The following is a 24,051-nucleotide window of genomic DNA, read 5'->3' as shown; positions in this document are numbered from 1 at the left end:
GCCATAATGCAACCAATATAAGGTCACTATGATTTTTCATAGTTCAATTTGATTATTTCCATTTACAAGTAGAGGACAATGAGTAATCTAGGTCAAATTACTTCAGATTTGATTAATGCAATTGCTGAGGATTTAAAAGATAAACCACCTAAGACATCTGATAATGCAGCTTTGTTAATTCAGATCGAAAAACACGTTGATAAGGCATTTAGTTCGGTCGAAAAAGAAGAGCAAAAGGCTTTATTTAAAAAATTAGCTTTAGTCTTTCATCCTGATAAGATAGAACAATCCCAGCCCAAACTGCACGAACGTCTAAAGAAGCATAATATAACAGATGAGATTTTTAAAATAATATCCAATCGTTATAAGGAAGATAATTTACTTGGCAATTTTGAAGCGGATCCTTTTGAAGCAGGCGAAGCTTTATGGAAGAAAATTAATGAACTATTTTTGTATCATTTTTTACTTTACCAACGTTATTATCAGCCTTTTCGCTCGCTGGCTAATACCGCATCATGGATAATTAATATCGGTTTAATTCTCGCAGAAGTCAGCTTGATAATCACTGGCTTTTTAATCCTTAAGCTTACTTCTTTAGCTGATGGTATTAATAATTGGTTATTCAATCTTTTTGCTGGAGAACAGTTTGCAAAAGAAATTGAGAATTATAAAAGAAATACTGAGCAAACGAGAACCAATGATGAAAACTACCCCGGTGTTTTTACTAAGATGCAATTACAGGCTAAGGCTATTGTAAAGAGCATCATTAGCCCATTGCCAGAAGGCTTTTTCAATAAACTGGGCGCAATTTTTATCACACGTCCACTGACTGTTCTTTTGGTACCCGTATTTTTGATAGTATCTCCAGCCGCTAAATTGGTAATAATTACCGATGTACTCCTTTTCCTTGCAGCTTCATTCACTCTCCTGGGTATTAAATTAGCTACCCTAGCCATTATCAATGCACCCATATATGGATTAGACCTTATTAGACTTGGAGTAAGTGAATTAAAAGCTTACTTCCAGAAAGAAAAACCTGTTCAGGAAAAAGAACCTAATTCCAGTTCTCGATTACTGATAGGATACTTGCCTCCATCACAGGAGGTACATGCTGAGCGTTCGTCTGTACCTCCTGTGCAAAGTAGAAATAGGCTTTTTCCTCGCGAGATTCCTTCGACAGGGTTGGAGCATAAATATGAGCTTCCCTCACAAATATGTATATCGAATAGGGATACGGAAAGCCTACTGAATTTACCCAATCTATGATTAATCAATGAATCTGAATATGTGCTTGGTTAAAGTAATCTAGCCAAGCATGGGTTAGGCTGTATCATAGCCATTATTTTGCTAATAATTGGTATTTTTTTTGGGCCACTTATAAAAAAATAGGTTTATGTAAATTACCTGGTGATATCATCATTAAGAAATGCAACTTTACCTTTTATTTTCCTATTACTGCATGCATTTTAATTAGTCTAATCATTACGCTTATTTTCTGGTTTTTCAATAAATAGTAACTTTTTAAACCATTGACAACACTTCAATAACGATGATAAAAACATCTCACCCAAACTGATAGGCATAATAAATGATAAAATTCTATACTTTTCTTTTAATGGGTTTAGTAGCTGGTGCGTGTTTTGCCAAGCCATGCATCAGTACACATAGAAGCTGTTTAAAGCTCAAAAATCAACACGCTCAATCGGCTAAAATCGAGTGTAACTGGTTGAATGAAGTAGCTTCTGCAGGTAAGTCACAGGGATCTACTCAATTGGATTTAAGTTATGGTGACGGTCTTGGAGCTCCTGAACCTCGGCAAGTTTCTTGCAAGCTCACAACAGGACAAACAAAACAAGGCTTTGAATTTCATAATCCTTATTGGGGTTCATTAATCGAGTTTAATCTGATCTCTGAACGACAGCTCGAAGTTCACATTACTGATGGATGGAGCTCGAGAGAGACACGATATACATTCAGTTGGTAATTATCAAAACTGGGTGAAACGAAGTGGGATCCGGGAGTGGTTGTTAAATCTCCAGTTGCAGCTTCGCCCTTCACCCAGGCTAAAAACCATCCGTTCCAAGTGGATCTTGACGATAAAATTGAGTGAGTAAATCATAAATGTCAGGATAGTATTGTCTGATTACTTGCGGATTTTCAAAAAATAATTCAGAAAATACTGCAAAAAATTCGGCTGGTGATGTAGCCGCATAGGGATCAATTGGAATGGGATCATTTTTTTGGATACGGCTTATCAAATCGTCATATCCATTGTTAAACGCTTCAGACCAATGTTTTGCTGACATTCCTTTATGAAGTGGGGGAAATCCATTCGCCCTGCCATTTTGCATATCCAATTTATGAGCAAATTCATGAACTATTACATTACGCCCATTCGCTCCACCATGATGTAATGCATCATTCCAAGAAATAATGACGGGGCCGTGCTGCCACGACTCTCCACTTAAGTTGGACCTGCCTAAATGTTCTATACCAAACTCATCGATTGTCTTGCTTACATGCGAGTAGGCATCGGGATATATCACAACTGAAACCCAATCATCATACCAATCGAGACCAAGATTCAAAATTAGAAGACATGCTTGTAGCGCAATATTTAATTGCATCGCAGTCGTTATTTGCAGACCTCCACCCCCTTCCAGTGACTTATAGTAAAGAAACAAAATGGCTAATCGCTTAAGCTTTATTTTTTCCTCTTCGCTCAAGCGTTTTAGCAAATGCAAATTTTGAAACACGCCATTCCATTGGTCATCGGTTATAGGTGAATGACGTATGATGCGTTGGTACCACCATTCTTTTAGCCACTGAAACATGAGATGTACCCTGTTGTGACGAAACAAATGAAAATAGCCGTTACAAAAAGAATATTTATGAGTCGTTCGCCTTCATGGTAATGGATATCTGTTTTATTTTTTTCCTTTGATTTTTTTAGCATACTGTCCCTGATTGTTTTTATAACTACTACCTGATTGATTGGCTATCTGCACGCTCATAAAAGAGCGCATAGCAATCTAAATTAACAGTGCATATCCATCTTCTCCAGGCGAATGTTCCGCGAGTTGAATAAGATTTACGTTCTTATCTTGACTATTAAAATGTGCTGGATCATTTCGGCCCAAAACATAAGTAGTCAAATCCGAGTATTCAATTGGTTTATCATCAAATTGTAGTAGCTCTTTAATTGCAATAAATTTGCGTTGATTTAATGCATTGACCAATGCGAGTCCAGAAGTGGTTGTGCTGTAAAAACTATAGCTATATCGATCACGTTGTAATGCAACTGCGAGAATATCTCTAAGAATAAAACTCAAACGCTCGTCAGTAAAGAAATCATCGTTTTCAACATCAATACCATCTTTAATCTTAGTTAATAACTTGCCTTTTGAACTTTGTCTACTTACATTAGTCATTTTACTGTGGATAAATTCAATCAAATCCAGCAATACATTTTTTGTTAGTGGCGCTTTCTTCTTTTCCAAATAATTTCTCTCTGGCTCTACTTTTAAGCAAAGTTCCTCTGGATCCTGAGAGTCCTTATCAATCAGCTCACGATGTGTCTTATTTAGATATTTTGCTGAATTCGAGACCGTAATCCTAGACTGATCCTGAGAATGCAATAATCTACTTTTAGGGATAATACTGGCGATAATTTCAGCTAAAATACGCTTCCATTGCGCTCCTTCACGTTGAAATTCATTGATGATCTCAGATTGCTCTACATTCTCTCCTGCTCCTACCAAGCTACCTACCCTTTCCAGGAACTGATACATAATTGCTTTACTCAGCTTCCTGATTATAGGAATTACATCAACCCCATAGCGTAAATGAACAGCATCATTCTCCTTATTAACATCCTGGAACGCTTTTAAATGTGCTCCTAAAATAACCTCCTCTCTAACCTGACAATGTTGCGGATAAGTAGGTCTGATTGGTATATGGAATTTTGCGAGAACGCGATCCACCCATTCTTCAGTATCATCACCAACTTCAAGATAAGGATAGAGCGTCTCAACGTAATTTAAATTTTTAGAGCTAGATAAATTAATTGCATTATTGGTCAAGGTATAATTGAAGAAATCTAAAAAAGGAACATAAAATAAATTACCCGGTACAGGATCTAAAAGAAGTAAATTTGTTTCCAAGTGAAAACCATCAACGTGGGCTAACTTTATAGCTGCCATGATTGCCGCAATCCCACCTCGACTTAAACCAATACAATTTAACTTTACCTTATAGCCTTCTTTAATTAACTTTTTAACCACCGCTACAAGTTGATCGCTTTGCTGTTTTACACCTGCTCCGAATAAAAGTCCTTTTACACCATAGTCAACACCACATCCATTAAAACCCATTTTAAAATGAGTAGCATCTTTATTTAGGTCAACCTGCTCAGCTGAGTTAATACGCACCCCCTTACAATCTTTAAATAAAACCTGGTGCAAATGCGTATTAGGTTGTTCAATACTGTAGATTGTTCCTTCAAATATTGCAGTTAGAGTAATCTCTTTCATTAAGTAAAACCTTTTATAAATACAGATTGTAAGTACGCGAATTCTAACAACATCAACTATGATGAGCAATTAACAATCAGACCAATAACCTTTTTCATCCAGTTGTATTAATTTTTTAAGTTTGATTTAATCAGCATTTGTATTTTAAATGAATTCTATGAAAAAAAAGTAATCTTCAGTTTATTAATACAAGCGGAATATACGAACGTATGAACAGGACTTACGAAAAATCTCAAGGTCGAGGCAAAAAATGTTTTTAATGAGGGAGTTTAGATAGACTAAATGACCGAATTAAAAACATTTTTTAACAAAGAGATTGGGGTTTTTCGTAAGTCCTGATGAAATTAATCGAAATTGAACTATAAGCTCATAATGAATCAGTCACTAACTTCCCTAATAGATAAATTAAACAGGCAACTCCTTGAGCTGGACTTGAATTTATATACAACGCAATGTAAGAATCAAGAGCTCAAACAGCAAATTCAACAAATTGAAGAGCACATTAATCAAACGAGCACGAATTCTCTTAACATTAATCCAGTAGCTGAAATCAATTGGCTTAACTTTATTACCCAACAGCAAGAAAAAAGGGAAGCGATAACTCGGGATCTTAAAAACCATCGAGATATAGAAAATAAATTAAAAGATAAAATCAAACGCATTAAAATGGAATTAAAAATGTTAGCGAATTATTTGGAACGACAACAAACCAATCAGATGAAAAGCTCCTTAGGGTGACCTTTTATTTAATCAATAAAAATAGAATGCGCTGGCCTCAGACAGTTTTTATCTAAATGCATCGGAAAACACACTCCTCTGTATTGGCATCCGCTTCAGCAGCATCGTATACTGCTGGTGCATCAATAGCTTTACCTGAAATTAATGCATTGATTGAAGCAGCAGAACGAGTAACAACAGAGACTAGGCTGTGAGGAAAACTAATGATCGCTAATAAAGCGCCCACAGCCGCTGTAAGAAGAGCAACTCCCGCAAAACATAACATAAAACCGGCAAATTGCAGTGCGTCATCACTGAGTTTTGGAGCTCTAAATAATGCACTGCCAGCGGCAACAAGCAAAGCTCCAATACAAATAACTGCTGCAAGAGCTGCAGCATATACAGAAAATCCAGCAGTAACTATGCCTGCGAATGGGTATATGCCCGGAGCAATTAACTCGCCTATAAATTCATACCTATTTTTATATGGAGTGAAAAAACCTGGGCGGTCTCTGTATGTGTTAATTGCTCGACGAGTGAGTTCCTCAAAAGTCTGTCCATCCAGAATGAAATTTACTTCTTTTTCGCCAATTAAATAAAGCATAAAATTATCCGCATTTCAGTGCCCCATCATTCTTTAAATATAAAATGGAATTTTTATTTCAACATACTTGTTTGAACTTCCGTAGTAGTCTCCATATTATTCATACATTCAAGTACGTTAGCACCGACAGAAGCAAAACCACGAGTACCAAGAGTAACTAAAGCGCATGGAATGCTAAGAGCAGCAAGTAAAAGACTCGCCGCGGCGACTACAAGCGAATAGCCGGTTAAATACAAAAATGTGGATGCAGCCTCAAGAGATGAATCATAAAGCTTTGTATTTCCAAACGCAGCAGCCCCCAGCCCAACAATCAAGCCTCCAACGCTTACCAGTGGAGAAATTACACCTACAACCACTCCCAGTATACCCAAAGAAGCAAACGCCAAGGGATGCACAACCGGTGCTAGCGCACCACCAAGAACCTCTTTACCGTCTTGGTAGGGTTGAAAAAATCCAGGACGTTTTTTATACAGCTCAATAAATCGCGCTCTTTTATAAGAAAAAAATGAAGAATCATCCGGATCATTCTCATCATTTAATACGTACCAGATATCCTCTAAACTTATCAATCCCAACATATATCCCTCATTGCGCTTAGTTTTTGCCCATGCTAAAGAGATGATGTATCGATGTCAATCTATTTAACATCTGAAAATTTCCAGTTTAACTCGAGATTAACTTTTACGCTTGGGTGGTAGATGGGCAACCCAACCCCCACCTAATGCTTTAACCAAACCAACAGCAGAAGTCATTTGTAGGCCGTCTATTTGTGTTGCCGCCTGTTCCGTTGTAAGCGCACTGATTTGCGCCAAAAGTACATTAGAATAAGGAACTGTGCCCGCTTTATATTGATTCTTAACAATTTTGAGTGCAAAAAGCGCATCTGTTGCTTCCTTATCCTGGACTATACTTTGCTTTTCCAGAAGACGTAACGAAACCAGATTATCCTCAACATCCTGAAATGCAGTTAGGACTACTTGACGATAATTGGCAACTTGGGCCATATATTGTTCTTTTGAAGCCCTTACCCCTGCCGCACGATATCCTCCATCAAAAATTGTTTCTGCCAATTGCATACCTGTAGACCAACTGATCGAGGGTTTATGAATTAATTGATGAAAACTATGTCCCGCTGCACTGACCGTTCCATTTAAGGTCAAGTTGGGAAAATACGCAGCGATAGCCACCCCAATTAAAGCACTCGCTTGTTGCACGAGCCGTTCAGCTTGGGCAATATCCGGTCTTCGTTCCAGCCAAGTTGAGGGTACCTCCAAGGGAATCACTGGTGGTTTCAACTTTATAATTGCAGGTTTTAATGAAAAATAGGCAGGCGGACGCCCCATTAATACAGCAATCGCATGCTCATATTGACCGCGTAAAATTCCATTATTAATTGCTGATGCCTGAGCTGATTCAAGTTGGATTTGTGCCTGAACTACATCAGCGCGCGATACAACACCTGATGCATATTGATTTCGTGTGAATTGTAATACCTTTCTGTAAGCAGTTACGATGTCATCCAAATATTTTTGAACTTTATCCAGTGTGCGTAATTCAAAATAATATTGCGCCAAAGCACCTTGAGCTGATAAACGAGTCACCCCAATCAACGCCTCATTGGATTGTGCTAAAGCGAGATCTGACTCGATGGTTCGACGAACAAGCCCCCAAAGGTCAGGCTCCCAACTGGCATTCAAAAATGAAGTATAAATTGTAGTTGTTGTTGCTGTAGGTACAATACCTGTCGTAGCAGTGCCCGTCGTACCAGAAGAACTGATAATTGATGTAGTTCCTCCAGCCTGTCGTTGTCGGAACAAACTAAAGGCACCTACTACTGTTGGATATAAATTAGCCCGTGCCTGGTCTACAATTGCTAATGACTGCCTGAAATTTGCCTCTGAATTCGCAATATTTTGGTTGAAATGATTCAACTGATCTTCCAAATCATTCAATACTGGATCATTGAAAATCTTCCACCACTCGCCACGATCTATGTCATCTTGGGGCTGGATGGGTTTCCAATTTTTACGCTCAGACCCTATTACTTCTTTACCTTTGGCTTCTTTGAATTGCGTTGGAACTACAAGTTTTGGAGGCACATAATTGGGTCCAACCATACAGGAACACAGTGAAAGAGAAGATAAAATTAAAAATTTAAGCCTCGGTGCAGCGAAGCGAAAACTGGGAGTATTATAACCCTTAGGTACTAGATTTCGCTTCGCTTCACCAAGGTTAGATACTGCTTTTAATCGATTATGAGTGACCATAGGCACCTTGTAACTTAAATCGTTTCATAAAATTACGGAAACGCGTTCCAGCATTGTCCATTGCCAAATAAATAACTGGTGTGGTGTATAGTGTGAGTAACTGACTCATAATCAGCCCACCAACAATAGTAATACCTAATGGGCGACGCAATTCTGAACCCACTCCAAAACCAATAACCAAAGGCATGGCACCTAATATAGCGGCCATTGTAGTCATCATAATTGGGCGAAAGCGTAATAATGCAGCCTCATAAATTGCTTCACGTGGGGATTTATTTTCTAACCGCTCAACTTCCAAGGCAAAATCAATCATCATAATGGCATTTTTTTTCACAATACCAATCAGAAGAATCATTCCAATCAAAGCGATAATGCTCAAATCTGCCTTAAATAACAACAAAGCCAATAATGCACCGACTCCAGCCGACGGTAAAGTGGACAAAATAGTTATTGGATGAATCAAGCTTTCATAAAGCATTCCCAACACAATATAGACCGCTAAAATAGCGGTCATTATCAAATATCTTTCATTTGCAAATGATTCTTGAAACGCTTGTGCCGTTCCCTGAAACGTACCTCGCATGGTTGGTGGCAGATTCATTTTTTTGATTGCAGCAGTAATTTGTTTCACGACACCACCTAACGATACTCCCGGACTCAAATTAAATGAAAAAGTTGCCGCAGGAGCCTGGCCTAGATGATTTACTGATAATAAGGTAGAACCTGTCTTAAAACTGGCAAACGAAGATAAAGGCACTTCATCTCCAACCGATGATTTGACGTAAATTTCATCCAACACAGCAGGATATTGCCAATATTTCTGAGCAACATTCATGACTACATAATATTGATTCATTGGCATATACATAACCGAGATCTGACTTTGGCCAAAAGCATGGTATAACACTTGATCAATCTGTTCTGGAGTAATCCCAAAACGCATTGCAGTGTCATGATCAACATTCACATAAGTTTGCAAGCCATGATTGAGCTGGTCATTATTTAAATCGGTAATCCCATGAATCTTTGTCAGTTGCTCCATAATTCGTGGCGTCCAAGTAGCTAGATCATTTAAATTATCAGAAGTTATCGTATATTGAAATTGCGCTGCCGTTTGTCGACCACCTATGGTCAGATCTTGGGCTGCCTGCATATACAATGTAGCACCAGTTATTAAAGATAATTTGCTACGCAATCTCTGTATAACCTGAGGGGTGGTTGGACTATTATTTTGGGTAGGCTTCAACGTAATGAACATAGAGCCTGCATTGGCTGTATTATTGCCCGGGCCACTACCAATAAACGCTCCAACATTAGCAACGGCTGGGTCATTGCGAATTTCCGAAACAAATTGAATTAATTTCTTTTTCATCGCTTGAAACGAGATATTTTGATCTGCCCGTAAAGAACCTGCGATCCGATCCGTATTCTGTAGTGGAAAAAATCCTCTAGGTATAACCACAAACAAACTTGTAGTAAGTAACACAGTTGCAAAAGTAAGAATTAACATGACCCGTGGGTGAAACAATGCCCAATGCAAGCCTTTTGCATAACGCGAACGTACCTTTTCCATAAAGCGCATAAAATAATTGCTTTTTTCTCCTTCATTCTCATGCAACATTTGAGAGCACATCATCGGTGTCAGTGTTAGGGAGACAACGAGTGAAATCAGAATTGCGACAGAAAGTGTCACCACAAATTCACGAAATAGACGCCCTACGATGCCACTCATAAGAAAAATTGGAATAAATACCGCGATTAATGAAATGCTAATCGATAGCACCGTAAAACCTATTTCTTTTGAACCATCAAAAGCAGCCTGAAGTGGTTTTTTCCCCATGGCAATATGACGAGAAATATTTTCTAATACAACAACTGCATCATCGACCACAAAACCTGTAGAAATGGTTAAAGCCATAAGCGATAAATTATCCAGACTGTAATTTAGTAATTTCATTACCGCAAAAGTCCCAAGCAAAGATAATGGAACTGCAATGCCCGGAATTATCATTGCCCTAAAACTTCCAAGAAAAAGATAAGTAACAAAAATTACCAAACACATGGCGATAAGCAGAGTAAGCTCCACATCATGTAATGAGGTACGAATTGAGGTTGTTCTATCCAGCAAAATATTTAATTTAATATCCTTGGATATAGATGCCCCCAGTTGGGGTAAGATTTGTTTTACATGATCCACTGTTTTTATTACATTGGCTCCGGGTTGCTTAAATAAAACCAAAAGCACAGCTGGTTTCCCGTTTGCTAAGCCCGCAGTATGAACGTCGGCAACTGAATCGAATACATGAGCGACATCAGAAAGACGTACTGGCTGATTATTGAAATAGCTAATAATAAGTGGGGCATATTCACTTGCTTTATGCATCTGATCATTATTACTGATTTCTGAAACGCTATCATCATGAATCAACTGCCCCTTAGCCCCTTTCACATTGGCATTGTTAATAGTTGCAGCAAGCTGGTTTAATCCAATTCCATATTTATTTAAAGCTGTAGGATTAATTTCAACACGAACTGCGGGTAATGAGCCCCCACCAACACCCACCTGCCCTACACCTTCAATACGCAAAATCTTTTGTTGCAATATAGTTGAAGCGACATCATACATCTGTCCTGGAGTATATTTATCCGAAGTCAATGCAATAATCATAATCGGCGCGTCAGCAGGATTTACTTTGCGATAAGTAGGATTATTAGTTAAGTTAGTGGGCAATTGACTTAATGACGCATTAATTGCTGCCTGGATGTCTCGCGCAGCTCCATCAATATTACGCGATAAATCAAATTGTACGGTGATACTGGCTTGCCCTAAAGTACTTGTTGAAGTAAGTTGAGTGACACCCGCAATTCGCCCTATCTGTCGTTCCAAAGGCGCTGCAACTGAGGTTGCCATAACTTCTGGGCTACCTCCTGGTAACTGAGCTTGAACCATAATGGTTGGGAAATCAATCTGAGGCAACGGTGCTACAGGTAATAAATCAAATGCAAGAATTCCTGCACAACTTAATCCAAACGCTAACAGAATTGTGGCAATAGGTTTCTTAATAAATAAGGAGGATAAATTCACAATCCAGTCTCCACAGCACCTGAATTGCGCTTGCCATAATTCATTATCTTACGCGATATACGATCAAAGGTCAGATAAATAATAGGGGTCGTATATAAAGTCACCAACTGACTCACGATCAGTCCCCCAATAATCGCAATACCTAATGGACGTCGTAATTCACCACCGATACCATTACTGAATGCCAAAGGAATTGCACCAAGCATGGAGGCCATAGTAGTCATCAAAATCGGCCTAAAACGTAATAAAGCAGCTTCATAAATTGCATTTTGAGGCTTGAGTTTGTATTCACGCTCTTGTTCAAGAGCAAAATCGATCATCATAATGGCATTTTTTAATACAATGCCAATCAATAAAATAATCGCAATTAAAGCAATGATACTCAGTTCATTCTTTGTTATATACAATGCAAACAATGCCCCCATTGAGGCTGAGGGTAAGGTAGATAAAATAGTAAGCGGATGTATATAACTTTCATAAAGCACACCTAAGATGATGTAAACAACAACCACTGCAGCAACAACCAACCACCCTTCATTAGCGAGTGATTTTTGAAAATTTTCTGTTGTTCCTTGAAAACCAGCTTCTATATTGAAAGGCATATCGAGACTATTTTTCACGGCTTCAATCTGAGTCACTGCATCACCTAAGGATGCATTATTTGCAAGATTGAACGAAAGCGTAGCAGAGGGAAATTGATCCTTATGAGTGATAACCAAGGGGCCAACCGACTGCTTCAAACGAGAAAACGTTTTAATGGGTACAGAACCGCTTGAGATCATCCCGGATGAAGAATTAAGGGTTTGTGAATTGCCTGTCAATGAATTACTCGACAAGTAATTTATCCCATTATTATTTGTTCCCGAAGAATTCATTGAAGAATTTGTAGAAGAATTAATTACAGAGGAATTAATATAAATATTGTCAAAAGCAATCGATTCTCTTTGCAATGGAGGCAATACTTCCAATACAACTCGGTATTGGTTTCGTTGCGTAAACATAATGGATATTTGCCGCTGACCGAACGAATCATATAAAGTATCATCAATCATCTGCATGGTAATACCCAATCGGTATGCTGTATCGCGATCAATATCCACTGAGGTAACCAAACCCATATTTTGTTGATCAGTATTAACGTCTTTCAAAATGGATAATTGGCGCATTTTCTCTAACATGAGCTGCGACCATTTAGTAACCTCCTCCCGATCAGGAGCACTAATGCTGTATTGATATTGTGTGCGACTGGTTAATGTATCAATCGTTAAATCTTGTACAGGTTGCATGTATAAAGAAGCCCCAGCAACCTGATTGATTTTGGATTGCAAACGATTCATCACCTCGATAACACCAGAACGTTGTTCCAAAGGTTTTAAGTTGATCAAAATACGCCCGCTATTGAGTGTTATATTCGTACCATCAATACCGATAAATGACGATACATTGTCAACGGCGGGATCAGAAAGTACTGCACGTACTAAAGCTTGCTGTCGATTAGCCATTTCTTTAAACGAAACCGATTCAGAAGCTACTGATATTCCTTGAATAATTCCAGTATCCTGGATGGGGAAAAAACCTTTAGGAATGAGATATAATAAAAGGCCTGTGATTAATACGGTAATCAAGAAAATCAGTAATATAAAAGGTTGTCGGGAAAGAACCCAATGCAGGGAGTTCTTATATCGCTCAATAAGATAATCTAATTGACGCTCCAGAAAACGCTCTAAATCAGTCACTTCACGTTCACTTTGCGGCTTTAGAAGCCGAGAACAAAGCATGGGCGTTAGCGTTAACGAAACGAATGCAGAAATGGCTATGGTTATGGTTATGGTCAATGCAAATTCACGAAATAATCGACCGACTATATCCCCCATAAACAATAAAGGAATCAATACTGCAATAAGAGAAATAGACAAAGAAACAATAGTAAATCCAATTTGAGCGGCTCCTTTGTGAGCGGCTTCCAAAGGTTTTTCACCCATCTCGATATAGCGCATGATGTTTTCAATCATCACGATCGCATCATCAACCACAAAACCTGCAGCAATAGTTAATCCCATCAACGTAAGATTATTAAGGCTAAACCCGAGCAAATACATTAGGCCTAATGTGCCTACAAGTGCCAATGGTACTGAAATACTAGGAATTATTGTTGCGGATAATTTACGTAAAAATAGAAAAATCACCATTACGACTAATGCTACTGACAAAAGTAATTCAAATTGGACATTTTCTACAGAAGAACGAATACTAATCGTACGATCTGTAAGTACTTTGATATGCATTCCTGCAGGAATTGCCAATTCCATTTGCTTCAATAAGTTTTTAACTCGCTCTGCTACCTCAATAACATTCGCTCCAGGTTGACGTTGGATATTGAGAATAATCGCTGGCTCTGAATCCATCCACGCTGCTTGCATCGTATTTTCTGCTCCATCAATGACATGGGCCACATCAGATAAACGCACTGGAGCTCCATTCTGATATGAAACAATTAATGGACGATAATCTGCAGCAGACAAGAGCTGATCATTTGAATTAATCGTATAAGCCAGGCGTGGGCCATCAAAATTTCCTTTAGCAGCATTCACATTTGAAGCCATAACGATGGAACGTACGTCTTCCATAGTTAATCCATATGCAGATAATGCATTAGGATTAGCCTGAATACGTACTGCAGGTCGATGTCCACCGCCGATACTTACCAAGCCAACACCCGATAATTGAGAGATTTTCGGAACAAGACGTGTCTCTGCATAATCCTCTACTTGAGTTAAAGGCAATGTACTTGTAGTCAAAGCCAATGTTAGAATTGGTGTATCTGCTGGATTGACTTTACTGTAGACAGGAGGATTGGGAAGATTAATTGGCAAATAATTACTTGCAGCGTTAATTGCTTGTTGAACTTGTTGCTCTGCCACATCCAAACTCATATCCAAATTAAATTGCAAGGTAATAATGGATGAACCACTTGAGCTGTTTGAAGTCATTTGATCCAAACCCGGCATTTGTCCAAATTGACGTTCAAGTGGAGCCGTAACTGTAGTACTCATTACATCCGGACTTGCTCCAGGATAAAAAGTTGATACTTGAATTGTGGGATATTCCACATCTGGCAGCGCTGAAACAGGTAATAGCCTGTAGGAAAGGACCCCACTCAGAAAAATCGCAAACATCAATAACGAAGTAGCTATGGCTCTTGCGATAAATGGACCTGAAATACTCATGTGAAACTGTTCACCTTTAAGCCTTTTTGGCTTTTTTGGACTGGAACACTCGATGCGTGCTCATTTTGGACAAGTACTTTGGAACCATTCATTAATTTATCAGCACCGTTTACTACTACTTTTTGCCCGGGTAATAAACCTCTTTTGATTACGGTATCATCACCGCTGGCGGGTCCCATAACTACCGTTTGAATTTTTACTGTATTATCTTCATTAAGAACGTAAATAAAATCTTCTGTTGTTGTATGCTGTAGAGCAGCTGTTGGCACAACCGTTGCCTGGTGCAATGTTTCAACTAATATCTTCACATTCACAAATTGATTGGGAAATAATTTGTTCTTTTTATTATTAAAGATTGCTCTGAGTTTTACGGTTCCTGTAGAAGTACTAATTTGGTTATCTAAAGCGAGTAATGTTCCTTTTGCAAGTAAATGGTCTTGTTGTCGATCATAAACGTTCACTTCCATCTCTTTACCAGCATAAGCTTGCGGTGCAATAAGCGGCACATAATCCTCTGCTACAGGGAAAATTACAGTAATGGGATCATGGGTAGTAATCACTGCAATACCTTGGGTGTTTGAGGTTTGCACAAAATTGCCTGGATCAACCAAACGCAAACCAATTCGTCCATCAATAGGCGAAATAATATTACAATAAATAAGATTGACTTTGGTACTCTGAATGAGACCCAGATCAGCTTTAACATTACCTTCATATTGTTCTACAAGTGATTGCTGCGTTGCTAAGGTTTGTTGGGAAATAGAATCTTCTTTCCATAGCTTTTGATAACGGTTTAAATCAATCTTTGCATTCGCTAACAGAGCTGAATCCCGTTTTAGATCCCCTTCATATTGAGTAAGTAATGCTTCATAAGGACGCTTATCAATTTGTGCCAGTAACTGACCTTTTTTAACCAATTGCCCTTCCTTGAACAGAACATTCATTAACAAACCATTTATTTGAGTTTGCACTGTAACGGTATACACCGGAGTTACTGTGCCCAGTGCCGCAACATAAATAGGTACATCACGAGTTGTAGAAATACCCGCAACAACGGGGATAGGTTTAGGACTCACATTATGCGTTTTCTTATTGGAGATATAGAACCATAATACAGCGACTAGAGTAACTAAAATTATGATTACGCCTAACGAATTTTCTGCAGGGAAATGTTCTCGCCAACGATCAGAAATCACCATTTTTTTATTCTTGGCTGGTGATTTTTCTCCTTCCATAAAAACTAGGTCCCTTAAGAAAAATATTGAAATTTATCATAACGAATTTTCGTTTGGGTAGCAAAAAAATCTAGATTAAAAAGGATTAGCCTTGCTTTTGACCGCAAAATAAATTAATTGCCCAAGTAAATACCAAAAATTAACACTATACTAATAAAAAATCATTTTTTTCAGCATCAAACTTAAATGAGTTACACAGGAGAGATATATGGAAATAAAGACCTTTCAATTCCTTAAAAATAAAGGATGGAGTTTGAAAGAATTTCCTGATCTTGACTCAGAGAACACATTAGTTCTAATTTTTGCAGCACCAGAGTTCAAGGATTTTCAAGATCCAATAATACAATTGGCTAACTTTTATTCCAACTCAAACATCATCGGTTGCTCCACTGCTGGAGAAATTTTTGGCAATAATCTTTTTGACCGTAGTATTACAGTTGCTGTAATCAAATTTGCTAAAACATCATTAAAAATTGCAAAAGCTGAGGTAAATAACAGCAAAGACTCAGAAAATGCTGGCAAGGTAATTGCCGAACAATTAAAAGCAGACGATCTACACAGTATTTTTATTTTATCTGACGGACTTAATGTAAATGGTTCGGAACTCGTGCAAGGATTAAATACGGTCAAGGCCAACCAAAATATCATTATTACAGGTGGATTAGCAGGTGATGGCAGCCAATTCGGAAAAACTTGGGCTATTTTAAATAATAAAATTCTTGATCATTATGCCGTTGCGGTAGGTTTTTATGGTTCTGATATTCATATTGGCCATGCTTCTATGGGAGGATGGGATATTTTTGGTCCAGTTCGTCGAATTACCCGCTCGGAATCCAATATTTTATATGAGCTTGATTATCAACCGGCTTTACAACTTTATAAAGAATATTTAGGTGAAAAAGCCTCTGAATTACCTTCTTCAGGATTACTTTATCCATTGGCTATTAATAATCCTCAGATACATGATGAGACCCAATTGGTTCGTACTATTCTTGCTATTAATGAGAAAGAACAATCCCTGACATTTGCAGGAGATATTCCAATGGGATGGCATGCGCAATTAATGAGAGCAAATTTTGATCGATTAATTGATAGTGCTCATGAAGCAGGTCTGCTCGCAAATAAATTGATGCTCAATGATAACCTGGAAAAATTAGGACCTGTTTTGGCTATTGATATCAGTTGTGTAGGCAGGAGACTACTTTTGGGCGAACGAACAGAAGAAGAAATTGAATCTACTATGTCTGCTCTGCCAAAAGGCTCAACTCAAGTGGGTTTTTATTCATATGGAGAATTATCGCCTTTTTCAGTGGGGAATTGTGAATTACATAACCAAACCATGACAATTACAACGATTTATGAGACATGAAAACATAAGGTTAAACTAAGACAATATGGAAATTCATAAATTATTAAAACGACAACTCGAACACTCAAACATTGGTCTAAATAAAAAACCAGAAACTGATGAGCAATGGGAAATTTTTATCCAGCGCATCAATAATACGTATATCGAAGCAGATCAAGAGCGTTATTTACATGAACGTTCGATGAAAATTTCTTCTCGTGAAATGATGAGTTTGAATGAAAAGCTTGAGTTTGCCCAACACATTGCAGGATTAGGATATTGGTCTTTTGACGGCAACACAGGGCACACCATCTGGTCCAATGAGTTATTCAATCTCTTTCATTTAAATCCGATCAATAAACCTCCTTCGCCGCAAGAATTTCTAGAGTTAGTTCATGAGCAAGATCGGTTTGAGTTTGTCCAAAAAATAGAGAGTGCTTTAAACGATAAAATTGATTATGAGTGTGAAATACGTGTAAGAAATCCTAATGGAAATTACCACTGGTACAGAGCGATTGGCCAATGCCAAAAGGGAAATAAGCAGCTTGCTGGCATTGTTATTGATATTCATAAAAGCAAAATTGCCGAAGAAAAAATCAAAGAATTAAATCAAAAAATATCAACTACCGCTCGTCGTGCGGGAATGGCAGAGGTAGCAACGACTATTTTGCACAACATTGGAAATATTTTAAATAGCTCCAATGTTTCCATCACATTATTAAAAAATAGTTTCCAACAAGATTATGATAAAAAATTATTAAAAATTATGGAGATGATGGAGGAAAATCAACACGATTTATCTGATTATTTATCCCATGATCCCAAAGGTAAAATTATTCCCAAATATCTATTAACCCTTGCCAAAATTATTTTGGAAGAAAATAAAAAAAATAATATTGAAGTGAATAATCTTCAGAATGATTTACAGCATATTAATCAAATCGTAGATACGCAAAAATCGATTAGTGGTTTATCGAGTGTAAATGAAAAAGTCTATCTTCCAGAATTGATTGATACCGCCATAAACATCACTATGAGTACCTCAAAAAATAGTAATATTAAGATAATTAAAGAGTTTCAGTCAGCACCATTAGTCATCGCAGATAAATCCAAGTTACTGCAAATATTGATCAATTTAATTCAAAATGCCAAAGAATCTTTACTAGAAAACACTGCTATTCACATTAAAGAAATCAAACTAATAGTACAAAAATCAGAGAAAAATTCAGTACAAGTCATTGTCGAAGATACTGGAGTTGGAATAAATGCGGATAATTTGCAACGTATCTTTGCTTTTGGTTTTACTACAAAAAAAAATGGCCATGGCTTTGGTTTACACAGTTCTGCCCTATCAGCCCGTGAAATGGGTGGATCTCTTTTGGCTGATAGCAAGGGTGAAGGTTGTGGTGCTCAATTTACATTGACTTTACCGATTATCGACAGATTAGATAAATTAGGGGGAACCTGATGAGTGATATACCACTAAATATTATGATTATTGATGATAATCCCTCGATACATCAGGATTTTATCAAGGTTTTGACTGCTTCGAATACAAAGTCAGAACTGAATCATTTAGACAAACAATTATTTGATGATGATCCATTTTTAAATGACTCAGGCGATCCTGATATAGAGTGTTTTTTACCTAAATTTATTTTTACTACAGCAAGTCAAGGCCAAGAGGCAATTATAAAAATTAAGGAAAACTTGGAAAGAGGGATACATTATGCCCTTGCATTTGTAGATATAAGAATGCCTCCTGGTTGGGACGGAATTGAAACAATTAAGCACATGTGGGAGGTAGATCCTGATATTCAAGTAGTGATTTGTACTGCTTACTCTGATTACAGTTGGGAAGAAACAGTTAAAGAATTAGGCATTGGAGATAATTATCTCATCTTGAAAAAGCCTTTTGATGTAGTTGCAGTAAGGCAACTTGCCTGCGCGTTAACAAGAAAATGGATTTTGGCCAATGATGCCAAACATCATGAGAAAATATTGCAGCAGACAGTTAAGGAACGTACCGAATCCTTACAACAATCCTTGTCACTCTTAAGATCCACATTTGAATCATCCGCGGATGGAATTTTAGTTATCGATTTAAACAACAAGTTAATCGATTGTAATTCAAAATTTATCTCCATGTGGAAGATCCCTCAATCCATGTTGGAAACTGATGATGGAAACATCTTTTTGTATTATATGCTGAATCAGCTCATTACCCCCAGAGAGTATTTAACAGATGTCGTTCGTCTAAGAAAAAACACTGATGAGGCTGGTAGGAGTATTGTGACTTTTAAGAGCGGCAAAATACTTGAATGCTATACTCTTCCACATCGGCTGAATAAGAAAACCATTGGTCGTGTATGGAGTTTTCGCGATATAACGGAACAAGCAAATCTTGAGAAACAACTTAAATATCAAGCACTGCATGATCCATTGACCCAATTACCTAATCGAGCGCTATTAATCCAAAGGATACTAGGCAGTATTGAATACGCACAGAAACACGAGTGTAAATTTGCCATCCTGTATTTTGATTTAGATCGATTTAAATTAATCAATGACAGTTTATCGCATGAAGTTGGTGATCAATTATTGCGTATGGTTGGGCAACGATGGTCCTCTCTAATTCGTAAAGAAGATACTTTAGCTCGGCTTGGTGGTGATGAGTTTGTCATGATTTGTCATGTAGTTAAAAATGAGGATACTAGTACAATTGCCAACAAAATTTTAGATTCAATGAAAAAACCATTCAAAATTGCAAATCGGGATATAACAATTACTCCTGCAGTTGGAATATGTATCTACCCAAAAGATGGGGAAACACCTGGAGATTTGTTAAAAAATGCCGATTTAGCGATGTATCAGGCTAAAGAGCGAGGGGGAAATCAATACTATTTTTATGCTACCCAATTACATGAGTATTCTAACCAATGTTTTAAACTCGAATCTGATTTACGGAATGCCCTTAAAAATCAAGAGTTTTTTTTATTATATCAACCGCAGTTTAATCTTGATAAAGAAAATTTATTATCCGTAGAAGCCTTAATTCGGTGGAATCATCCCGAAAGAGGATTATTGCTACCGATGGATTTTATTCCTCTTGCAGAAGAAACAGGTTTAATTATACCTATGGGTGAGTGGATTATCAGCGAAGCGTGCCAACAAATAAAAACCTGGCACAAAAAAGGCTTACCTTATATGCGAGTCGCGATTAATATTACCACCCGTCAATTACAACAATCGAATTTTATTTATTTTGTAGAAAAAACACTTAAAGAGTATCTACTTGATCCTCAATATATAGAATTTGAAATTTCCGAAAACGTGATTATAACGCACAGAGATATTGTAAAAACGCTCAATCAACTCAAGCAACTCGGCATTCAAATTGCATTAGATGATTTTGGAACCGGAAACTCCAGTATCAATTATCTGAAACAACTTCATATTGACTGCCTAAAAATCGATCAGTCTTTTATACAAAATATATCTGCTTCACGTAGTGATGAAGTAATCATTGAAGCAATCATTTCTATGGCGCGTAGTTTTAACTTTAAAGTTATTGCTGAAGGAGTAGAAAGTCAAAACCAACTGGATTTTTTAAAACAACAAAATTGTGACGAAGTACAGGGATTTTTTTTCAGCAAACCCCTGACATCCAGTGAGCTTGAACAGTTTTTAAAGTATCGTGGCTAGGCTTTCCTAATCGCTTATTTGTAGCGTGAACTACTACGCATTCACTCAAGCTACAACGGATCAGCTATATAGGTTCAAAGAACTCAGCTCGGGCCTAATTTTCTGCCATTGATTTAAGGGAGAGCAATCTGGTGTTGTCATCTTATCAACCGGCAGATAAAACGTTTGCTCTAACAAATGCTGCCCGCTTAGCGCTGCATGCGACACATGATCAGTAAAAACTATCCAGGTACTTTTAGCAGGAAAATCAATTCGCACTTTTTCAACATTTGCCTGATAAGTATCATCCAATTTCATCGTATCATGTAGATGCAGCATGTAATGATCATAGGCAGGTCTTAAAGTTTTTGTTGCTTTGACCCATTTCAGCATTTTTGCTTTCATTTTACTGTAAGGAGCAATTTTAGGTGCAAATCGATTAAGAACATCCTCAAATGGCTCACCAAGATTCCAAACTCGTGGTTCAGTAGGATTGATATTACAAAAAACTCGTAAAATTCTTAAACCATGGACAGGGCTTGCTGAAAAGGAATCCACATGCAAACGCGTATCATCTTTACGTTTTGAAGAAACACGGCCATTAATTTGCGCGGGCCGGAAACTGGTTCTTCCCCATTGCAAATGAGGCGCGTAAGAAGGAAGAGCAGTTTGAATTAATTGATGTGCAAATTCTGCATAACCATGCATCATATTTCTAAGTTTAGCATCCAAATTATTTATATCTTTTTTATAAGCGCTTAACTTTTTATTACGAATATCGTAACTTACATTTTTACGGCTGCCATCCAGGACATTCTCAGATAATAAAATCGAGTCTACAGGAGCATAAAAATATTCTGGAAAAAACAAAACTTTGCCAGCTTCTAATAGATTAACACTTTTTTGGTGATCGATTTGTTCTATGTTTTGCGTAAATAAATAGGAATTCATTATTTTACCTTAAATAATGTGTAATTTAGTAAAAATTTAATGCTACATCGAATATAATTCAAAAATCCAATTTTGACTTTTAGCTGGATCATACCATGTCATTTTGCCCTTGTGGATCACAAAATAAATATGAACTGTGTTGTGGTTTATATCTTGAGAAAAAACAACAACCAGAAACTCCAGAGCAATTGATGCGTTCTCGATATACTGCTTACAGTATGGGTAAAATTGATTACATCAAAAATACAATGAAAGGCAAAGCCTTAATGGGTTTTAATGAATTGGAGGCAGAGCAGTGGGCTAAAAGTGTAACCTGGATTAGTTTAGACGTTTTGAATTCAAATACACCGGATCCTGATAAAGGTTTTGTGGAGTTTGCTGCACGTTATTTCGAGGATAACCGAGTAAAAATTATTCATGAGCTAAGTGAATTTCACAAAGAAAATGGTCGTTGGTTTTATGTCAGCGGAGTTCACAAACAAAGATTAGAAAAAACTAATAAACCCAAAGTTGCACGTAATGCGCCCTGCCCTTGTGGTAGTGGCAAAAAATTTAAAAATTGTCATGCAAAATAACAATCAGAGTTAAAATTATGAATGGTCACTTGATGCTTAATATTTTCATCTTTCTTGCCGCAGCCAGCATTATGGTTCCTATTGCCAGCCGATTCAAATTAGGCTCCGTTCTCGGCTATCTTACCGTTGGTATTCTTATTGGCCCTTTTGGATTAAAACTAATAGGAAACTCACAACAAATTATGAATTTTGGCGAATTTGGTGTGATTATGATGTTGTTTCTTATTGGTTTGGAGCTGGAACCAGCCATGTTATGGAAATTACGAAAACTCATTGTGGGTTTGGGTGGTTTACAAGTACTCTTAACTACAAGCATCTTAACAGCTGTTGGGCTCCTCATTGGTTTTGATTGGCGAGCAACTTTAGCCGTAAGTATGGCTTTATCCCTTTCATCAACCGCTCTTGTTTTGCAGATGCTTCAAGAAAAAAATTTGCTCAAAACAGCCGAAGGTGAAACCTCATTCGCTGTATTATTATTTCAAGATATTGCAGTAATCCCTATCTTAATCATTATTCCATTACTCGAACAACATGCAAATATAAAAATCAACATCCACGAAACAGCATTTATCATGAATCTTCCTCGATGGTTACATGCAGTTTTGGTAACTGGAGTGATCGGTGCAGTTATTTTAGTGGGCCATTACTTATCCAGGCACTTGTTTTCAATTATTGCCAGAACCAATTTACGCGAAGTATTTACCGCCTTTTCTCTTGCTTTAGTAGTTGGTGTTACTTTATTAATGGAATCTATAGGCGTCTCTCCTGCATTAGGTGCTTTTATTGCTGGTGTTGTATTAGCTAACTCTCAATACAAACATGCAGTAGATGCTGATATTCAACCTTTTAAAGGAATTTTGCTTGGATTGTTCTTTATCTCTGTCGGAATGGGGATGAATTTCTCTCTCTTTTCCAATAAAGCACTGCTGATTATTGTTGCTGTACTTTCCTTAATTACCTTCAAAGCCATTATTTTGTACCTGTTAGGACGTTTCTTTGATTTAACTAAATTGCAAAGTTTAGGTTTTGCATTTGCGCTAGCGCAAGGGAGTGAATTTGCCTTCGTACTCTTCGAATATGCGGGTGTTACCAAAGTAATCAATCAGGAAAGTGCAGCCTTTTTTACTCTTGTTGTTGCATTATCCATGCTTGCAACTCCCTTTTTAATGCTTTTCTATCATCGATTTGTCCTACCCAAATTTATGAGTTTTTTACCGGAACGAGAATACGATTCGTTTAATGAAAAAAATGGGATTATTCTGGCAGGTTATGGTCGTTTTGGCCAAATTATAGGGCGCTTACTTAACGGTGAACATATAAAAATTACAGTATTGGAAAAAAATCCAGAACAAATCGAGTTGCTCAGAAAATTCGGTTATATCGGATATTTCGGAGATGCAAGCCGATTGGATATGTTAAAAAGTGCTGGTGCCGAACACGCGAAATTGCTCATAGTCGCCGTGGGAAATGTAGAAGCTAATTTAAAGATTGTGAAGTTAGCCAAACAACATTTTCCCCATTTAAAAATTTATGCCAGAGCTCGTAATCGTCGGCATGCATATGAATTATATCGAGCAGGTGTGGATTATTTCATTAGAGAATTATTTGATTCCTCTTTGAGCATGACTAAAGAGGTTATGAGATTTCTAGGATACGCGCATGAGGACATTCAGAGAAAAGCAACAGCCTTCAAAAAACACGATGAGACAACATTAATTCAATCCTTTGATTTTTTTGAAAAAGAAAGTGATTTAATCAATTTCTCACGACAAGCAAAAGGTGAATTAGAACGCATTCTTCAATCAAATTAAAAATGCATCCTGGTT

Annotated in this window: 18 protein-coding genes; 9 read left to right on the top strand and 9 right to left on the bottom strand. The window is 37.4% G+C overall.

The genetic code is table 11. From position 1 onward, the window contains the following. Positions 1-78: 78 nt before the first annotated feature. The 3 genes from ELY20_RS13875 (at position 79) to ELY20_RS13865 (ending at position 1,984) form a co-directional block, all read left to right on the top strand. Positions 79-1,266 carry a PDDEXK family nuclease gene (locus ELY20_RS13875; protein ID WP_110143354.1) on the top strand — a complete coding sequence of 396 codons (1,188 nt, stop codon included), beginning with the start codon at positions 79-81 and terminating at the stop codon, positions 1,264-1,266. 59 nt (positions 1,267-1,325) lie between these two features. Beyond that, a complete protein-coding gene (locus tag ELY20_RS17120) occupies positions 1,326-1,514 on the top strand; it encodes a DUF2905 domain-containing protein (RefSeq protein WP_325049873.1) in 189 nt (62 codons plus the stop codon). Positions 1,515-1,588: 74 nt separating this feature from the next. Next, a complete protein-coding gene (locus tag ELY20_RS13865) occupies positions 1,589-1,984 on the top strand; it encodes a hypothetical protein (protein ID WP_110143353.1) in 396 nt (131 codons plus the stop codon). A 79-nt stretch (positions 1,985-2,063) separates the two neighbouring features. On the opposite strand, the gene ELY20_RS13860 is transcribed toward ELY20_RS13865, so the two are convergent. Together ELY20_RS13860 and ELY20_RS13855 are read right to left on the bottom strand one after the other, a co-directional pair. Next, positions 2,064-2,834: a M90 family metallopeptidase gene (locus tag ELY20_RS13860; RefSeq protein ID WP_110143352.1), complete on the bottom strand. Its 771-nt coding sequence runs from the start codon at positions 2,832-2,834 to the stop codon at positions 2,064-2,066. A gap of 198 nt (positions 2,835-3,032) precedes the next feature. Further along, entirely contained in the window at positions 3,033-4,532 is a 1,500-nt protein-coding gene (locus ELY20_RS13855) for a hypothetical protein (RefSeq protein WP_110143351.1), read from the bottom strand. Positions 4,533-4,904: 372 nt separating this feature from the next. Between ELY20_RS13855 and ELY20_RS13845 the strand changes: the two genes are divergently transcribed. Then, entirely contained in the window at positions 4,905-5,270 is a 366-nt protein-coding gene (locus ELY20_RS13845) for a hypothetical protein (protein WP_110143350.1), read from the top strand. Positions 5,271-5,322: 52 nt separating this feature from the next. On the opposite strand, the gene ELY20_RS13840 is transcribed toward ELY20_RS13845, so the two are convergent. From ELY20_RS13840 to ELY20_RS13815, 6 genes are all read right to left on the bottom strand, one after another. Further along, positions 5,323-5,853 carry a hypothetical protein gene (locus ELY20_RS13840; RefSeq protein WP_110143349.1) on the bottom strand — a complete coding sequence of 177 codons (531 nt, stop codon included), beginning with the start codon at positions 5,851-5,853 and terminating at the stop codon, positions 5,323-5,325. 53 nt (positions 5,854-5,906) lie between these two features. Then, positions 5,907-6,431 carry a hypothetical protein gene (locus ELY20_RS13835; protein ID WP_110143348.1) on the bottom strand — a complete coding sequence of 175 codons (525 nt, stop codon included), beginning with the start codon at positions 6,429-6,431 and terminating at the stop codon, positions 5,907-5,909. 96 nt (positions 6,432-6,527) lie between these two features. Then, complete coding sequence (locus ELY20_RS13830) at positions 6,528-8,120, bottom strand: efflux transporter outer membrane subunit (RefSeq protein ID WP_110143347.1); 1,593 nt, start codon at positions 8,118-8,120, stop codon at positions 6,528-6,530. Next, positions 8,107-11,205: an efflux RND transporter permease subunit gene (locus ELY20_RS13825; RefSeq protein WP_110143346.1), complete on the bottom strand. Its 3,099-nt coding sequence runs from the start codon at positions 11,203-11,205 to the stop codon at positions 8,107-8,109. The genes ELY20_RS13830 and ELY20_RS13825 overlap by 14 nt, the downstream gene beginning before the upstream one ends. Beyond that, a complete protein-coding gene (locus ELY20_RS13820; RefSeq protein ID WP_110143345.1) occupies positions 11,202-14,432 on the bottom strand; it encodes an efflux RND transporter permease subunit in 3,231 nt (1,076 codons plus the stop codon). The genes ELY20_RS13825 and ELY20_RS13820 overlap by 4 nt, the downstream gene beginning before the upstream one ends. Continuing rightward, the gene (locus ELY20_RS13815) at positions 14,429-15,667 is read right to left on the bottom strand and encodes an efflux RND transporter periplasmic adaptor subunit (RefSeq protein WP_110143344.1); all 1,239 of its coding nucleotides are present in this window, start codon (positions 15,665-15,667) and stop codon (positions 14,429-14,431) included. Before ELY20_RS13815 ends, ELY20_RS13820 begins: the two co-directional genes overlap by 4 nt. 208 nt (positions 15,668-15,875) lie before the next feature. On the opposite strand from ELY20_RS13815, the gene ELY20_RS13810 reads away from it, so the two are divergent. The 3 genes from ELY20_RS13810 to ELY20_RS13800 are packed head-to-tail and all read left to right on the top strand — an operon-like array spanning position 15,876 to position 20,720. Then, complete coding sequence (locus tag ELY20_RS13810; protein ID WP_110143343.1) at positions 15,876-17,036, top strand: FIST signal transduction protein; 1,161 nt, start codon at positions 15,876-15,878, stop codon at positions 17,034-17,036. Between the two features lie 25 nt (positions 17,037-17,061). Continuing rightward, a complete protein-coding gene (locus tag ELY20_RS13805) occupies positions 17,062-18,483 on the top strand; it encodes an ATP-binding protein (protein WP_110143342.1) in 1,422 nt (473 codons plus the stop codon). Then, positions 18,483-20,720 (top strand): EAL domain-containing protein, encoded by a 2,238-nt coding sequence (locus ELY20_RS13800; protein ID WP_110143341.1) that lies wholly within the window; start codon positions 18,483-18,485, stop codon positions 20,718-20,720. Before ELY20_RS13805 ends, ELY20_RS13800 begins: the two co-directional genes overlap by 1 nt. Positions 20,721-20,780: 60 nt before the next feature. Here ELY20_RS13800 and ELY20_RS13795 read toward each other — a convergent pair whose 3' ends face one another. Then, positions 20,781-21,650 (bottom strand): Kdo hydroxylase family protein, encoded by an 870-nt coding sequence (locus tag ELY20_RS13795; RefSeq protein ID WP_110143340.1) that lies wholly within the window; start codon positions 21,648-21,650, stop codon positions 20,781-20,783. Between the two features lie 95 nt (positions 21,651-21,745). On the opposite strand from ELY20_RS13795, the gene ELY20_RS13790 reads away from it, so the two are divergent. Both ELY20_RS13790 and ELY20_RS13785 read left to right on the top strand, forming a co-directional pair. Then, positions 21,746-22,225 carry a YchJ family protein gene (locus ELY20_RS13790; RefSeq protein WP_110143339.1) on the top strand — a complete coding sequence of 160 codons (480 nt, stop codon included), beginning with the start codon at positions 21,746-21,748 and terminating at the stop codon, positions 22,223-22,225. Between the two features lie 17 nt (positions 22,226-22,242). Continuing rightward, positions 22,243-24,036 (top strand): monovalent cation:proton antiporter-2 (CPA2) family protein, encoded by a 1,794-nt coding sequence (locus ELY20_RS13785; protein WP_110143338.1) that lies wholly within the window; start codon positions 22,243-22,245, stop codon positions 24,034-24,036. Positions 24,037-24,051: the final 15 nt, after the last annotated feature.

It is taken from the genome of Legionella qingyii, from assembly GCF_003990155.1.
GTDB lineage: Bacteria > Pseudomonadota > Gammaproteobacteria > Legionellales > Legionellaceae > Legionella > Legionella qingyii.
Note: the sequence above shows the minus strand (reverse complement) of the source record. Positions and strands in the feature narration are given on the sequence as shown.

Bases quoted from the DNA above. Each gene is read 5' to 3' on its own strand.
- ELY20_RS13875 (WP_110143354.1), top strand. From the start codon at position 79: ATGAGTAATCTAGGTCAAATTACTTCAGATTTGATTAATGCAATTGCT.
- ELY20_RS13865 (WP_110143353.1), top strand. From the start codon at position 1,589: ATGATAAAATTCTATACTTTTCTTTTAATGGGTTTAGTAGCTGGTGCG.
- ELY20_RS13860 (WP_110143352.1), bottom strand. From the start codon at position 2,834: ATGTTTCAGTGGCTAAAAGAATGGTGGTACCAACGCATCATACGTCAT.
- ELY20_RS13855 (WP_110143351.1), bottom strand. From the start codon at position 4,532: ATGAAAGAGATTACTCTAACTGCAATATTTGAAGGAACAATCTACAGT.
- ELY20_RS13845 (WP_110143350.1), top strand. From the start codon at position 4,905: ATGAATCAGTCACTAACTTCCCTAATAGATAAATTAAACAGGCAACTC.
- ELY20_RS13840 (WP_110143349.1), bottom strand. From the start codon at position 5,853: ATGCTTTATTTAATTGGCGAAAAAGAAGTAAATTTCATTCTGGATGGA.
- ELY20_RS13835 (WP_110143348.1), bottom strand. From the start codon at position 6,431: ATGTTGGGATTGATAAGTTTAGAGGATATCTGGTACGTATTAAATGAT.
- ELY20_RS13830 (WP_110143347.1), bottom strand. From the start codon at position 8,120: ATGGTCACTCATAATCGATTAAAAGCAGTATCTAACCTTGGTGAAGCG.
- ELY20_RS13820 (WP_110143345.1), bottom strand. From the start codon at position 14,432: ATGAGTATTTCAGGTCCATTTATCGCAAGAGCCATAGCTACTTCGTTA.
- ELY20_RS13815 (WP_110143344.1), bottom strand. From the start codon at position 15,667: ATGGAAGGAGAAAAATCACCAGCCAAGAATAAAAAAATGGTGATTTCT.
- ELY20_RS13810 (WP_110143343.1), top strand. From the start codon at position 15,876: ATGGAAATAAAGACCTTTCAATTCCTTAAAAATAAAGGATGGAGTTTG.
- ELY20_RS13805 (WP_110143342.1), top strand. From the start codon at position 17,062: ATGGAAATTCATAAATTATTAAAACGACAACTCGAACACTCAAACATT.
- ELY20_RS13800 (WP_110143341.1), top strand. From the start codon at position 18,483: ATGAGTGATATACCACTAAATATTATGATTATTGATGATAATCCCTCG.
- ELY20_RS13795 (WP_110143340.1), bottom strand. From the start codon at position 21,650: ATGAATTCCTATTTATTTACGCAAAACATAGAACAAATCGATCACCAA.
- ELY20_RS13790 (WP_110143339.1), top strand. From the start codon at position 21,746: ATGTCATTTTGCCCTTGTGGATCACAAAATAAATATGAACTGTGTTGT.
- ELY20_RS13785 (WP_110143338.1), top strand. From the start codon at position 22,243: ATGAATGGTCACTTGATGCTTAATATTTTCATCTTTCTTGCCGCAGCC.